Below are 14,747 nucleotides of genomic sequence, written 5' to 3'. Positions count from 1 at the left end.
GCTCAACCCAAAACTATGGCAATTTTAAATTTTATTAAACCCGATAAAGTAATCCTACTCAACTCTACAGATTTTCAAGGTCAATTTGAATTTCGCCCATTAGAGCCAGGTTACGGATTAACTATCGGACACGCTTTGAGAAGAGTCTTACTCAACTCTCTAGAAGGTTATGCTATTACATCAATAAAAATAGAAGGCGTAGAGCACGAATTTTCCACCATTCCGGGCGTTATCGAAGATGTTACAGAGATTATTCTCAACCTAAAACAACTTCGTTTAAAGGCTAAGTCTGAAAATCAGCCAGCAGAAACTGTTACGGCAAAACTTTCTAATCTAAAGCAAATTACTGCTGGCGATTTAGGAAAGTCGATTTCAGGATTTGAAGTCTTAAACCCAGAGTTGGTAATTTGTAACCTTGCAAAAGATGTAAATTTAGAAATGACTTTAAGCATCAATAAAGGTAGAGGTTATGTTCCATCTGAACAAAATAAATCTAACAATGCACCACTTGGTACTATCGCTATAGACTCTATTTATACGCCTATAAAGAAAGTAAAATATAGTATAGAAAACTACCGTGTAGAGCAAAAAACGGATTACGAAAAATTAATCCTAGATATAGAAACAGACGGTTCTATTACCCCACAAGATGCTTTGATAGAGGCTTCTAAAATTTTAATTTACCACTTTATGCTATTCTCTGACGAAAGAATTACATTAGAGACGGAAGCGGTAAAAGCATCTATTCAGTACGACGAAGAAACCCTTCACACAAGACAACTACTTAAAACTAAACTTGCAGAGATGGATCTTTCTGTAAGAGCACTAAACTGCCTAAAAGCAGCTGAAGTAGAAACGCTTGGCGAATTGGTAGCTTTCAGTAAATCTGATTTGATGAAATTTAGAAACTTCGGTAAGAAATCTTTAACAGAACTTGAAGAGCTTGTTCATTCTAAAGGACTTAGCTTCGGGTTTGATGTAAGTAAATATAAGTTGGACGCTGATAAATAATCCTTAAAAATGAGACACGGAAAAAAATTCAATCACTTAGGTAGAACAGCACCTCATAGAAAAGCAATGCTTTCTAATATGGCGTGTTCCCTAATTGAACATAAAAGAATAAACACAACGGTAGCGAAAGCAAAAGCACTTAGAATGTATATTGAGCCGCTTTTGACTAAGTCTAAAGAAGATACTACACACAACAGAAGAGTAGTATTCTCTTACCTACAAAATAAATATGCAGTAAGTGAACTATTCAGAACAGTAGCTCCAAAAATAGCTGAAAGAAATGGTGGATACTGCAGAATTATTAAAACTGGTTTTAGACTAGGTGATGCGGCAGATATGGCGATGATAGAGTTGGTTGATTTCAACGAGCTTTATAACCCTAACGAAGTAGAGAAAAAATCTACTAGAAGAGGTCGTAGAAAATCTAGTGCTAAAAAAGTAGAAACTGTTGCACAAGACACTAAAGTAGAGGAAGCTCCAGAAGCACCTGCTGCTGAGGAAAAATCTGAAGAATAAGATTTTTCTATACTATTTAAAATCCCAAACTTGAGTTTTCAGGTTTGGGATTTTTGTTGTTAAGATTAATAAAAGAAAAAATCCTATATTTGTCATTATGAATATACGATTTTTAATAGGCACCATTATATTATGGTTCGTATTTTACCAATGTAGCAATCAAACCCCGACTCCTATGGAACAGAAACCATCACAACAGAATCCTTATTACTCTAAAACAGATACCACCTCGCTCAATTTAAGTAATGAAGAGTGGAAGAAGGTACTGTCACCAGAACTTTACCAAGTGGCTAGAGAAGCTGCTACCGAACGCCCTTTTACTGGAGTTTATAATGATTTTGACCAGAAAGGAGATTATTATTGTGCGGCTTGTGGTAATCACTTATTTAAGTCTGATGCTAAGTTTGCATCCACTTGCGGATGGCCTAGTTTTTTTGAAGCTGATAAAAATGGCGTGAAATACAAAAGAGATTCTTCTCACGGCATGGAGCGTATTGAAGTGGTATGTAAACGATGTGATGCTCATTTAGGTCATGTTTTTAATGATGGACCTCCACCTACTGGCGTTCGCTATTGTATGAACTCTGTAAGCCTTCATTTTGAGCCTTCAAAAACTTAGTTAATTTTCTTTCTGTAATATTTTAGAAATAAACTGCTTGAAGTTATTGTAATGCAATAGCCAAAATATTATCTTTGCGAAAATTTTTTTCAATGCAAATAGCTCAAACTGTTTTAATGGTAGAACCTGTGGCGTTCGGATACAACGCACAAACCGCAGAAAACAATTATTTCCAAGTAGATTCTGAAAATAAAACGACGCAACCCAAGGCTTTAGAAGAGTTTCAACAATTCGTTTCTAAGTTGAGAAGTAAGGGGATAGAAGTCATTAGCGTGAAGGACACGCTAGAACCTCATACGCCAGATTCTATATTCCCAAATAACTGGGTGAGTTTCGGTGCTGATGGTAGAGTGGTGCTTTATCCTATGTATGCGCCCAATCGTAGAGACGAAAGAAGAGGCGATATCATTGATACAATAAAAAATCAAGGGTTTGAAGTCAAGGAAATTGTGGACTTAACGGTATCCGAAAAAGACGATGTATTCTTAGAAGGTACGGGAAGTATGATTTTTGACCATGATCATCAACTGGCATATGGTTCTGTTTCCCTAAGGTTGGATGAAGGGTTATTTCGTCAGTTTTGTGAAAAATTTGGATATACCCCAATTGTATTTCATTCTTACCAAACGGCAGATGGCGAAAGGCTACCCATCTATCATACCAATGTGATGATGTGTGTGGCAGACCAGTTTGTAGTGATATGTTTGGATAGTATAGATGATGAAAAAGAACGCCAGCATGTTGTAGAAACAATTGAAAAATCGGGGAAAGAAATTATTGCCATTACCGAAGCACAAATGCAAAATTTTGCAGGGAATATGCTTCAATTGAGAAATTCAAAAGGGGACAAATTTTTAGTGATGAGCCAAAGTGCTTATGAATCTTTAACCCCAGAACAAATTAAAGCAATTGAAAACTATTCAGAAATTCTTTATTCGGATTTAACTACAATTGAAACCAATGGTGGCGGCAGTGCCAGATGTATGTTGGCAGAAGTTTTTTTACCGAAAGCTAACTAATTAATTAGAAGATATTAGAATATAAGGTTATTTAGATAGAATAAGATTAATCTAAATAACCTTTTTTGTTAAGGGCTAATGAAAGTGTTCTGCAAAATAAGTTTAGGGTTATACACACTATTTGTGCTTTATCTTATGTTTGTGTGGCATCGTTCGCCTTATTCTCAGAATATTGTAAGGTTGGCACCTTTGGCTTCTACCATTCTTTTCATCAAAAAAAGTATTCTTTGGAAATCTATTATTATCAATATTGTAGGGAATGTGGTAATGTTTATACCATTCGGTACTGTTGGCTTTGTCTATCCTAAATACAGACAGCTAAAACCTTTAGTAATCGATTTTATATCGGCTATTACGGTCGTGGAAGCATTACAATATTTTACCCGTTTGGGCGTTTTTGATGTGGATGATATTATCCTTAATACCATTGGGGTAATCATAGGGTTTAAACTAATGACTTGGTACAGATTGAAATCTCTTTAACCTTGTTCCTTTTCGGCTAAAAATCTAAAGTGATTCCATAATAACCGAATATCATGATACTCAAAATCATCGGGAAGAATTTTTTTCCAATCGTTAAGATTTTCTTGTGGGTGGGTTTCAAAGGCAGATTTAAAAGTATTGATTTTCTCTTGAGGTAAAATTCTAGTTAAATCTAAAAGCCCTTGTTCTGCAAATTTTGCTAGATGTCCGTATATAGTAGAAGTAACCAAACCTCTTTGTTTTGCAATTTCGCCAATGGTTTTTCCCTCTTCAAAAAGTTGATAAGTCAAGATGTGCGTAGGTACTTTTTTTACTTCCGTTGAGATAGACGCGTCATTGTCTGGGTTGAAAAGTGGCGTATCCATCAGGTAAGCCTCTTTTAAATCATTAAGGTAATCCTCTAAATCGTCTAATAGTGTACGGATTTCCTCATTGTAGGCTTTGAGCCCTTTTCCGCCTTTGGTTTCAGCATAGAACGCTTTCATAGGTCTAAAGAAATGAGTGCTTATTTCTTTAAAAAAGAAATTAACAGCTCCTTTTACTTTATCTTCTATGGATTGCCAAGTATCTTCATTTCGAGAAAGTTTATAGGTTTTTTGTTTTAGAATGCGTTCTAATTTATTAAAAATTTCTATCCAATTTTTAAGCGTTGGCTGAATGGAAACATAGAGGGCTTCGGCTTTTTTTTTATTCAAATCTCTAGTGACTAAGGCTTGGTTGTGCCATTGTTCCACGGCTTTTTGAAACCAATTGCAGTCCATTTTGGATAAGACTTTGTTGATGGCATAATCGTATTTTTCTGTGTTAATGATTTCTGTGATGCGTTCATTAGCATTGGTGTGCTGCTGAAATTGATTTACCCTACCATCATTAAAAATAACCTCTTGCGAAATTTTAGATTTAAGAACAATACCTTCTAGAGTTCTACATCTAGATAGTGCTACATAGACTTGCCCAGAGGCAAATGACTGCCCAGCATCGATGATTACACGGTCAAAAGTTAAGCCCTGTGATTTGTGTATGGTTACTGCCCAAGCCAACCGAATAGGATATTGGGTAAAACTTCCTAAAACTTCTTCGTCGATACTTTTATCGGGTTTTAGGTTATAGCGTTTATTTTCCCAAGTTTCCTTTTTTAGGGTATAAGTTTCGTCGTCGCCTTCTATTAATACTTGAATTTCATCGTGGCTCAGTGCGGTAACTTCGGCGAGTTTTCCATTATAATAACGGCGTTCGCCGCTGGCGTCATTTCGTATAAACATTACTTGAGCCCCTACTTTCAGTTCCAAAATTTCCTCATTGGGATATTGGTTTTCTCTAAAATCGTCTTTTACCTCAGCTTTATATTGATAGGATTTCCCTTTCAGTTCTTTTAGTCGCTTTTGGTTGATGCTATCTGCCATTCGGTTGTGTGAAGTAAGGTAGACATAGGTTTTATCTTTGGGTTCAAAATCCTCTATATAGCGTGAATTGAGCAACTGGTGGTGGGCATCGCTGAGCTTTCCTTCTCGAATTTCATTAAGGATAGAAAGAAAAGTTTCATCTTTCTGGCGATATACTTTTGTGAGTTCAATAGTTACCAAATCCATATCGGCTAGCCCTTTAGCACTAAAGAAAAATGGCGTATCGTAGTAGAGTTTCAATAAGTTTTCGTCTCTTACAACGGGTGGTAGTTGGTGTAAATCCCCTATAAATAACATTTGTACACCACCAAAGGGCTGTGTATTTCTTCGGATGTGTCGCAGGGCGAAATCCATCATATCCAGAACATCGGCTCGGAGCATAGAGGCTTCATCAATAATGATGATTTCAACTTCTCTTAAAAGTTTGAGTTTGTTTTTTCGGAATTTAAAGTGTTTAAATAAATCGGAAATATTATTGCCAAGATTTTCATCTACCCTTTCGTGTGTAGGAAGAAAAGGGCGAAGCGGCAACCCAAACATAGAATGAATCGTCACACCACCCGCATTAATCGCAGCAATTCCCGTAGGGGCTAGTACGATATGGTTCTTTTTGGTTTGGCGTACAAAATGGTTGAGGAAAGTGGTTTTTCCTGTTCCTGCCTTACCTGTAAGAAATACCGAGCGATGGGTAAACTCTAAAAGTTGAAAAATTTCCGAATTCATAAAGCGAAAATACGGAAATTTATGCAAAGTCAATGGAATTTAACTAGGGGAATTAATCCATTCGGCATCTTTAGAAGGCGTGATTTCATAGTTGTTTTTCTGAGCATAAACTTTGGTAAATACCGCTCCGAAAAATAAAATTTGACAAACATAATTAATCCACATAATCACTAAAATCACTGAACCTGCGGTACCAAATACGGATGAGGGTTTAGAGTACTGGAAATACAACCCGATAAGGAACTTACCAATTTCAAATAATACTGCCGTGAGTAGGGCCCCTATCCAAACCGCTTTCCAAGAAATATTGATGTCTGGCATATATTTGAATATAAACATAAACAAAAGTGCCATCAATAAAAAGCTAAATACAAAACTTGCCACCGAAAATAATATGGTAACGCTTTCCCCAAAATGAGAAACCAGCCAATCATTAGAAGCAGATAGAAAGGAAGACGCTAATAAATTAACCAAAAATAATAAGGAAATTACGATGATTAAAAGAAATGCCATACCTCTATCTTTCAGATAATCTTTGATGGAGCTTTTAGGATTTTCTTTAATCCCCCAAACTCTGTTCAGCGATTGTTGTAGATAGAAAAATAGAGTAGTTGCCCCAAATATTAAGGCTAAAACCCCTATGGTTTTCATCCAAAAGTTTTTGCCATCTGCCATAGCATTGGTAATGATATTGGTGAAGTTTTCTGCAGTATTTTTGCCAATCATGTCGCTCATTTTGCCTAAAAGTTCTTGGCGTACATTGGTATCCCCTAAAAATAATCCTGCTATCCAAATGATGATAATAAGCAACCCTGGTAACGAAAATAGGGCATAATAGGCTAAACTGGCACTATCTCTAGAGGCAGAAGACTGTTTCCACTGGCTAAAAGTTTCTTTTATAATATTCCAAAAAGATTTAAGGTGTTTCATAAGTATTAATATTCATCAACATTAATGTATTCTCAAAATGAGAAAACTATAAATTTAAATAGAATTTTTATCTCGTTTTAAAATGGCGTAGCGGTACACATCCAAAAATTTCCCTTGTTTATAAAATTCTTCTTCTAAAAAGCCTTCTTGTTTCATACCACAGGCTACCATTACTTTACCCGACTTTGTATTATCGGTATTGTGGGTGGCGTAGATTTTATTCAATTTTAAATCTTCAAAAACCAAAATGCAGTACACTTTTTAGTGCTTCTTTGGCATAGCCTTTTCCCCAATAATCTTCCGCAATCCAATAGCCAACTTCGGCTTTTTGATGTGTATTGATATCGTGCAAACCAATCGCGCCGACCAATAATTGAGAAGCCTTTTCCCTAATGGCAAAAATAATACCAGTATGATTTTCAAAAACAGTTTGGGCTAAATTATAGAAGAATTCCGCATCTTTTTCCTCATAGGGATAGGGAATATTTAGTGTGTTTTTGGAATAGGCTTCGCTGGCTTGAGGATAGCCACCAAGCGTTCTGTATCAGATTTCTGAATGGCGTTTAGTAGCAAGCGCTCTGTCTCTAGTTGAGGCTGTGGATTATTGTTCATCTTTGTACCAGTTTGAATATTTTACATAATTATTAGCAATTCTGTGGACTTCGCCTTCCAAAAGTTCTGGTGAGATGGCTTTGATTTTCTTTGCAGGAATACCGCCCCAAACTTCCCCAGATTTTATATGCGTTCCTTGCGTCACTACCGAGCCAGCTCCCACGATAGAGTTACTTTCTACGATGCAGTTGTCCATAACGATGGCACCCATGCCAATCAAAACATTATCATAGATGGTGCAGCCGTGGACGATGGCATTATGCCCAATAGATACATTATTTCCAATGTTGAGTGGAAATTTTTCATAAGTGCAATGGAGCATCGCATTATCTTGGACATTCACTTTATTTCCCATTTTTATATAATGAACATCGCCACGGATTACCGCGTTGTACCAAATGCTACAATTTTCGCCCATTTCTACCTGTCCAATAATGGTGGCGGTTTCGGCTAAAAAAGTGTGAGTTCCAATCTTTGGAGTATGTCCTAAAAGTGGTCTAATCAATGCCATAATTTTAAAAATATGAAGGTTAAGTTAAAATCTGTAAATCAGCCTTATTGAAAAAAACTAAAATACAACGATGCTATTGTGGATTGCTTTCCGTATTTTTGCAGTTCCAAATTTAATATAAAAATGCGACAAATCATCATAGAACCTACAGAAAATCCACGCGTAATGAAATTCGTTGCCGATTATAATTTAATTCCAGGGTCGCTGGAGTTGGATAGGCAGTCGGATATTTCTGAAATTCCTATTGCAGAAGAATTATTTAATTATCCTTTTGTGGATAAAATTTTCATCACGGCAAATTTTATAGCAGTTGCTAAACAAGATACCGTAGACTGGGAACATGTAGCGCAAAGCCTTAAAAATGTGATTGAAGACGAGCTTTTAGCTAATCCAAGAATTTACCGTCCGAAAAATAACAAGGTGGCTTACCAAATCTACGCAGAAATGACGCCGAATCCATCGGTAATGAAGTTTGTATCTTCTAAATTACTATTGGATGGTTTTGTAGAAGTAAAATCTAGAGCGGAAGCCGACCAAGTGCCTTTAGCTCAAGCCATTTTTAAGGAGTTTGACTTTGCCCAAGAGGTATTTATTTCGGATAATTTTGTGGCGGTGACTAAAGACGATTCTGTTCAGTGGCACGAAGTGATGGTAACGGTACGCGCTCTAATTGCAGAATACTTACAAGCGGGAGGCGAGATTACCAATCTAGAACCTCAGAAACACGAAAATCCTGTTGAAAAAATTATCAACAGAGAATATACAGATAAAGAGCAAAAAATTAGTGATATTTTAAGCGAATATGTTGCACCTGCTGTGGAAAATGATGGGGGCAAAATATCATTAATGGAATATGATGAGACCACTAAAACCGCAAAAATGCTTCTTCAAGGAGCGTGTAGTGGTTGCCCAAGTTCTACGGCGACATTAAAAGGCGGGATTGAAAATGTATTAAAACAATTCGTGCCCGATTTGGTAGAGAAAGTAGAAGCCGTAAATGGTTAATAGTGCTAACGCCGATTGACAATATCTCGGCATTAGAAAGAAAAATATAAAATAGAATGGCAAAAAAAGGAATATTATTAGTCAATTTAGGCTCGCCTAGGTCTACTAAGGTTTCGGATGTTAAAGAATATTTAGACGAATTTTTGATGGACGAAAAAGTCATCGACTACCGATGGTTTTTCCGTGCGCTATTGGTACGCGGTATCATCTTAAATACCCGACCGAAGAAATCTGCTGCAGCCTATGAAACGGTATGGACAGATGAAGGTTCGCCATTAATTGTAATTACCGAAAAAATAAAACATAAACTTCAGCAGTGTGTGGATATTCCTGTAGAAATGGGCATGCGCTACGCTCAACCGAGTATTGAACATGGACTGAGGAAATTAGTAGAGCAAGGCGTTACAGAAGTAGTATTATTTCCATTGTACCCTCAGTATGCGATGAGTACCACCGAAACTGTGGTAGAAAAAGCAGAAGAAGTGCGTAAGGAACATTTTCCACAAGTTCGTATCAATTATGTGCAGCCGTTTTATAACAGAGATATTTATATTAACTGTTTGGCGGAAAGCCTTAGAGAGAAATTGCCTGCACAATTTGATGCCTTGCAATTTTCTTACCATGGTGTTCCGGAGCGACATATCTATAAAACCGACCCTACTAAGACTTGTAATTTAAATGATTGCTGTTCGCGCGAGACCAATCCAAGCCATTCGTTTTGCTATCGCCATCAGTGTTTTAAAACGACAGAATTGGTAATTGAAAAATTGAATATTCCAAAAGAAAAAAACATTGTATCCTTCCAATCTCGACTGGGTAAAGATAAATGGATAGAGCCTTACACGGATGAAACTTTAGAAAAACTACCCGCTAAAGGCATTAAAAATTTAGCCATTTGTTGCCCAGCATTTGTATCAGATTGTTTGGAAACTTTGGAGGAAATTTCTGTGGAAGGTAAAGAAGAGTTTCTACATGCTGGTGGTGAGCAGTTTCACTATTTACCTTGCTTAAATGATGAAGACCGCTGGATAGAAGTGATTAAAACCTTATGCGAGGAGGAATTAGAAAAATTCTATTTAGTTTAAAAAATAAAAACTTTAAAACATATTATAACTTAACGCCAGTGGACTAGAACCAAGGGCGTTAATTAATTTTGAACTATGGCTTTTTTAGATCAACCTTTAACGAAAAGATTGGTGCAGTTGGCACTTCCTGTGATGCTTACACAAGTGGGGCAAGTTTCGGTTAATTTGTTCGATAATATCATTGTGGGGAATTTGCTGGGAGCAGATGCTTTGGCATCGGTATCGTTGGCAAATGGATTGTTCTTTTCCATTTTTGTGGTTGCTTTAGGTTTTTCTTTAGCCATTCCACCGTTGGTTTCAGAGGCACAAACCCAAAATAACGATGCCCGTATCCATAGTGTATTTAGTCATGGTTTTGTGATTGATATGGTGATTGGAGCGCTTTTAGTGGTATTGATTTTTGCCATTAGCCCAATGTTGTACCATATGAACCAGCCCGAACACATCTTACCTGATGCCGAAGTCTACTTGAAAATTGTAGTGGTGGGGATTATTCCATTTATGGCATTCCAAACCATGCGCGAGGTTTCAGAAGGTTTATCCTTTACCATTGGCGTGACTAAAGCCACCATTATCGCTAATATTTTAAATATTATTTTGGACTATGTATTTATTAAAGGGATGGGCTTTATTCCAGCGATGGGGGTAGCAGGTTCGGCGTATGCGACACTTATCGCTCGTATTTTTATGATGGTATTTCTATTTTTCGTGATGAAGAATAATAAAGTGACGCGACCTTATATCGACGGATTTTCGTTGAGGAAAAGTATCTTTAAAAAATCTATGTTTGCCAATTTGTTGAAACTGGGTTTTCCTATGGCAATGCAGATGTTTTTTGAGGTTACTGCCTTTGCGGGAGCGGCATTTATTTGTGGTATTGTAAGTGCCAGAGATATTGCAGCGCACCAAATTGCGTTGAGTATGGCGTCGTTTACCTTTAACCTTTGTATTGGGTTCAGTGTGGCGTCTACGATTATGGTGGGCAATAGAGTAGGGGAACGGAATTTCTTAGCGGTAAAACAAGTGGGGATTAATAACCTTAAGATTACCTTTTTGTTTATGTTGATGTGTGGCTTAGGTTTTATTTTAGGACGCCACCAATTACCAGTATTCTTTACCAAATCCGATGAGGTAGAAGTGATTGCTTTGGCTGCACAATTGCTCATTGTAGCGGCGTTTTTTCAATTATCCGATGGCATTCAGATTGTAGCCTTAGGTTTATTAAGAGGTTTGCAAGATGTAAAAATCCCGAGTGTCATTACCTTTGTAGCGTATTGGGTAATTACTATTCCGTTAGGCTATTTTTTATGTGTCACTATGGAAATGGGCGCTTTTGGGATGTGGATTGCGCTAGGCATAGGACTTACCTTTTCTGCCTTACTTCTGGTACAACGATTCTTCGCTAAAATAGGACAAAGAATAACCCAATAAATAGAATTCGTTTTAATGAAATTTTAGAGGATATTCAGCCTCGTATTTTAAGAGTAATCGTGTAAAATAGGAATAAGTAATGCGACCATCTTGTCGGTTAGATTTTAAAAATAAATGATTGGTCCACCCGAAAAAATCTTCCAACTTTCCTCTATGTACTTCTCTAAATGCCATTTCATACGCTCTATCTCGCTTCATCCCTTCAGAGTATTGGTTTAGGATTTGTTCTACGAATTCTGGTTCGGTATCGTATAAATCCGATAATAAACTTTTTAAAGTAAAATAAGCCGTGCTGTATTGTAAATTTTTATCTTGGGATTGGATGCCAATAAGATAACCTATAAAGTTGGCTTCTTCTTCTCTAGCATAGCCCAATTGATGCGCACTTTCGTGGGCTAAAGTAAAAGGAATATAAGTTTGAGGTAAATTCTGATGGTATTGTGCCTCGGCGGTAAAGGGATTATAATAACCTAAAATTCCAGTATAAGCCATGATGGGAGCAAATAAACTGGATTTGAAATCATCAATATTTGTTGGTGTTTTATAATCTAAAAACTTTGGTAAATGATATTGTTGCTGAAGGATGTTTTGCTTAATGTTAGCTAATGAAGGGTATTCAAAAACGCCATCTCTATTTTCTTTAACCTTGTTTCTTAGTTGCTTACAATGGTTGAGGTATTTTAAACTTAAATGTTTGGCATCTTCAATACTAGGGTCTTTGGAAGAAAGTTGATTAATAATTGGCGGTTGAAAATAGAGCATTCCCCAAACCCATTGATAGATAAAATAAAATAGATTAATGCCTACTAATAATTTTCTGACACTCGTTTTTCTATTAGAGGATACTATCCATTGATATAAAGTCCAGATTAATAATACTGCTAAAACGATATAAAAAACATCGCCGATAGAAAATGGGAGTTTAGAAGATAGCCATTGGTGTACAAATTTTTTCCATTCAAAAAATAGAGAAAATATATTAACTGCAATAGAAGAATAAGATAATACATAAAATAAAAGAAATTGGACAAGTAAAATTCCTGCCCAAAATCTTATCCTATGATATAATTTTTTAGTGTGCACTATCGCTATTCTCGATCATTACAACGCCTTGTTTCTTTAAAATTCTTGGGGTTATAAATCCATAAAATGCTAAATACGCGAAGCATAACACTGGAATAATATATGAAAAATGCGTGTAACTCATTCCGAAAATTCCTTCTGGTGAACTAAGGTCATGGTCGCAAACCCACCCTTGGATTAAAGGAATAATACCACCGCCCAGAATCATCATCACTAAGAATGATGAGGCTTTACCTGTGTTTTTACCTAGTCCTGCAATTGCCAAATCAAAAATGGCTGGCCTACATAATAGAACAGAATAATCCACCAGAAATAAAGAAGTATTTTGCAATAGTTTTATCTGGGTATACTAGTCCAATAACCATCATCGCAGCGCCTGCAATACCGAAAATCATTAAGGTTTTCCCCGCGTTTTTTCCACCTAGGAAACTCATTAATATAAACACGCCTATCCAAATAGGGTAAATAGTAAACGCCGAAACATCTTTACCACTCAAATAATTAGCTCCCCAAATAATGCCAAAGGCTACAAAAGGGACGATGAATTTTAAGGCAAGGTTGGTATTTTTAGAAGTATTAAATACATTAATCCCACCATTCCATCTACCAATCATTAAACTACCCCAATAAAGGGATACAAATGGAGGGATATTGTGTTCCAGAATATTTCCAAACTCTTGTGTGTGGAGTAGGGCAGGAAGATTACTCACGATAGACACTTCTACGCCTACATAAATAAAAATTGCTAACATTCCCAAAACCAATTGAGGGTATTTCATGATATTAAAAGTGCCCTTGCTGTCTTGGTTGTCTACGGAGGCTTCTTCTTTAGTAGGATTTTCAATTTTTGAAACCAACATAAATATAGCTACTAAAATAAAGGCAATCCCTAAAATAATGAATGGTAATTTTACATCGTGTAGATTAAGTGTAGTTTCTGTTTCACTATTGCCAAATAAGGCATACCCCAAAAGAATAGGACCAATAGTAGTCCCTAGAGAGTTGATACCGCCAGCTAAGGTCAGCCGGTGGGCACCAGTTTCTGGACTTCCCATTTTAATGGCTAAAGGATTCGCTACAATTTGCTGAACCGAAAATCCTAACCCTACAATAAATAAGGCCGCTAAGAAAAACCCAAAACTATACTGAGTAGCCGCAGGAACGAAAAGAAATGCTCCAATAGCAGAAATAATTAAGCCAAATGCTAAAGTTTTTTTATACCCAAACTTTTGTAAAATATCGCCAAATAGCGAGATAACAAAAAATATAACCGACCCAATAAAATAAGCCGCGTAGAATGCCCAAGCTACCAACTGCGACTGGACTTGGGTTAGGGTAAAACTTTTCTTAAATACGGGAATCAGGATATCGTTGTTGGCAGCCACAAAGCCCCAAAAGAAAAATACGATAACCAAAGAAATAAACTGCGACCACTTTGTCTGTTGCGTATGTTGTTCCATTATTAAAATTGGTATTAAGTTTTTACTAAGAGCAAATATATATAATTAAAATGATAATTCGTGTGTTTCTAGTGTGTTTTTAATTTTAGAAAAAGCCTTGTCTTTCAAACTTAAAAAAGTGTCTTCGGGTTTAGGCTCTATAATGCCATTAAAATAAACGGGGATTCTCCCTGGGTAGCCTTTAGAATAGTTGAAAGGAAACATTTTTCTTAGTCCAATAAAAGTAAAACAGCACAAAGGTAACTGATGTTCTGCGGCTAGGATAAACGCCCCATTTTTAAACGGAGCCAATAAAATAGAAGTGTCATCTGGTACCAGTCCTTCTGGGAAAATAACGATACTTTGACCTTTCTGCATCCGCTCTGATGCTCTAGCGTAAACTTCGGAACGGCTTTTTGCATCGCTGCGGTCTACCATTACCACGACTCTTTTATAGATAGTTCCAAAGATGGGAATCTTAACCAATTCTTTTTTCCCTACAAAACAAAATGGGTGATTAGGAAGAAGAACCAACATTAAAAATACATCCACTATTGAAGTGTGGTTGGCAATGAAAATATATTGTCGGTTAGGGTCTATGTGTTCATTCACTTCTTTAAAGTATTGGCATCTAAATCCTATACCATAAAATAAAATAACTGCCCACAAACGAATGAGCGCATAGCAGATTTTATAATGCGACGGCTTGAAAGAAAATAGATAGACCCAAGGTCCTATGAGCAAGGTCATCACAATACCTAATATCACAAACCACAATCGCCATAAGTAAACTAAAATTACCATTACTTTTAAAGTTAAAGGAGCAAATATAAAATTTTGTTTTTAAATGGTGTATTTTCGTATAGTTTTTTAGTTA

The 14,747-nt window shown here is 36.5% G+C and carries 16 protein-coding genes and 1 pseudogene; 8 read left to right on the top strand and 9 right to left on the bottom strand.

The features are described from left to right. Positions 1–15 precede the first annotated feature (15 nt). The 5 genes from C237_RS0104935 to C237_RS0104915 all read left to right on the top strand — a co-directional run bounded on the left by C237_RS0104935 (position 16) and on the right by C237_RS0104915 (position 3,648). Positions 16–1,011, top strand: a complete 996-nt coding sequence (locus C237_RS0104935) for a DNA-directed RNA polymerase subunit alpha (protein ID WP_018675389.1) — start codon at positions 16–18, stop codon at positions 1,009–1,011. Positions 1,012–1,020: 9 nt separating this feature from the next. Further along, positions 1,021–1,527 carry a 50S ribosomal protein L17 gene (gene rplQ, locus C237_RS0104930; protein ID WP_018675388.1) on the top strand — a complete coding sequence of 169 codons (507 nt, stop codon included), beginning with the start codon at positions 1,021–1,023 and terminating at the stop codon, positions 1,525–1,527. Positions 1,528–1,702: 175 nt separating this feature from the next. Beyond that, positions 1,703–2,146 (top strand): peptide-methionine (R)-S-oxide reductase MsrB, encoded by a 444-nt coding sequence (gene msrB / locus C237_RS0104925; protein WP_018675387.1) that lies wholly within the window; start codon positions 1,703–1,705, stop codon positions 2,144–2,146. A gap of 92 nt (positions 2,147–2,238) precedes the next feature. Further along, positions 2,239–3,165, top strand: coding sequence for a citrulline utilization hydrolase CtlX (ctlX, locus tag C237_RS0104920; protein ID WP_018675386.1), 927 nt, complete (start codon positions 2,239–2,241; stop codon positions 3,163–3,165). A 78-nt stretch (positions 3,166–3,243) separates the two neighbouring features. Further along, entirely contained in the window at positions 3,244–3,648 is a 405-nt protein-coding gene (locus C237_RS0104915; RefSeq protein ID WP_033398647.1) for a VanZ family protein, read from the top strand. On the opposite strand, the gene C237_RS0104910 is transcribed toward C237_RS0104915, so the two are convergent. From C237_RS0104910 to C237_RS0104890, 6 genes are read right to left on the bottom strand one after another with little or no spacing between them, the layout of a single operon-like run. Continuing rightward, positions 3,645–5,774 (bottom strand): helix-turn-helix domain-containing protein, encoded by a 2,130-nt coding sequence (locus C237_RS0104910; protein ID WP_018675384.1) that lies wholly within the window; start codon positions 5,772–5,774, stop codon positions 3,645–3,647. The genes C237_RS0104915 and C237_RS0104910 overlap by 4 nt on opposite strands. 39 nt (positions 5,775–5,813) lie before the next feature. Then, positions 5,814–6,704 carry a YihY/virulence factor BrkB family protein gene (locus C237_RS0104905; protein WP_018675383.1) on the bottom strand — a complete coding sequence of 297 codons (891 nt, stop codon included), beginning with the start codon at positions 6,702–6,704 and terminating at the stop codon, positions 5,814–5,816. A 54-nt stretch (positions 6,705–6,758) separates the two neighbouring features. Next, the gene (locus tag C237_RS14945; protein WP_245539703.1) at positions 6,759–6,929 is read right to left on the bottom strand and encodes a GNAT family N-acetyltransferase; all 171 of its coding nucleotides are present in this window, start codon (positions 6,927–6,929) and stop codon (positions 6,759–6,761) included. 10 nt (positions 6,930–6,939) lie between these two features. Continuing rightward, the gene (locus C237_RS14940) at positions 6,940–7,188 is read right to left on the bottom strand and encodes a GNAT family N-acetyltransferase (RefSeq protein WP_245539704.1); all 249 of its coding nucleotides are present in this window, start codon (positions 7,186–7,188) and stop codon (positions 6,940–6,942) included. 2 nt (positions 7,189–7,190) lie between these two features. Further along, the gene (locus tag C237_RS15080) at positions 7,191–7,316 is read right to left on the bottom strand and encodes a hypothetical protein (protein WP_018675380.1); all 126 of its coding nucleotides are present in this window, start codon (positions 7,314–7,316) and stop codon (positions 7,191–7,193) included. Further along, positions 7,306–7,827 carry a gamma carbonic anhydrase family protein gene (locus tag C237_RS0104890; protein WP_018675379.1) on the bottom strand — a complete coding sequence of 174 codons (522 nt, stop codon included), beginning with the start codon at positions 7,825–7,827 and terminating at the stop codon, positions 7,306–7,308. Before C237_RS0104890 ends, C237_RS15080 begins: the two co-directional genes overlap by 11 nt. Before the next feature lie 123 nt (positions 7,828–7,950). On the opposite strand from C237_RS0104890, the gene C237_RS0104885 reads away from it, so the two are divergent. The 3 genes from C237_RS0104885 (at position 7,951) to C237_RS0104875 (ending at position 11,348) form a co-directional block, all read left to right on the top strand. Further along, positions 7,951–8,832, top strand: coding sequence for a NifU family protein (locus tag C237_RS0104885; protein ID WP_018675378.1), 882 nt, complete (start codon positions 7,951–7,953; stop codon positions 8,830–8,832). 56 nt (positions 8,833–8,888) lie between these two features. Further along, a complete protein-coding gene (hemH, locus tag C237_RS0104880; protein WP_018675377.1) occupies positions 8,889–9,917 on the top strand; it encodes a ferrochelatase in 1,029 nt (342 codons plus the stop codon). Between the two features lie 75 nt (positions 9,918–9,992). After that, entirely contained in the window at positions 9,993–11,348 is a 1,356-nt protein-coding gene (locus tag C237_RS0104875) for an MATE family efflux transporter (protein WP_018675376.1), read from the top strand. Between the two features lie 12 nt (positions 11,349–11,360). Here C237_RS0104875 and C237_RS0104870 read toward each other — a convergent pair whose 3' ends face one another. From C237_RS0104870 to C237_RS0104860, 3 genes and pseudogenes are all read right to left on the bottom strand, one after another. Then, entirely contained in the window at positions 11,361–12,431 is a 1,071-nt protein-coding gene (locus C237_RS0104870; RefSeq protein WP_018675375.1) for a DUF3810 domain-containing protein, read from the bottom strand. Continuing rightward, positions 12,421–13,891, bottom strand: a pseudogene (locus C237_RS13630) (MFS transporter). The gene C237_RS0104870 and the pseudogene C237_RS13630 overlap by 11 nt, the downstream one beginning before the upstream one ends. Positions 13,892–13,936: 45 nt before the next feature. Continuing rightward, entirely contained in the window at positions 13,937–14,674 is a 738-nt protein-coding gene (locus tag C237_RS0104860) for a lysophospholipid acyltransferase family protein (protein WP_018675374.1), read from the bottom strand. Between the last annotated feature and the right edge of the window lie 73 nt (positions 14,675–14,747).

The sequence above is a fragment of the Riemerella columbina DSM 16469 genome (genome assembly GCF_000374405.1).
Lineage (GTDB): Bacteria > Bacteroidota > Bacteroidia > Flavobacteriales > Weeksellaceae > Riemerella > Riemerella columbina.
The sequence above is the reverse complement of the archived record's forward strand: the minus strand, read 5'-3'. Positions and strand labels throughout refer to the sequence as shown.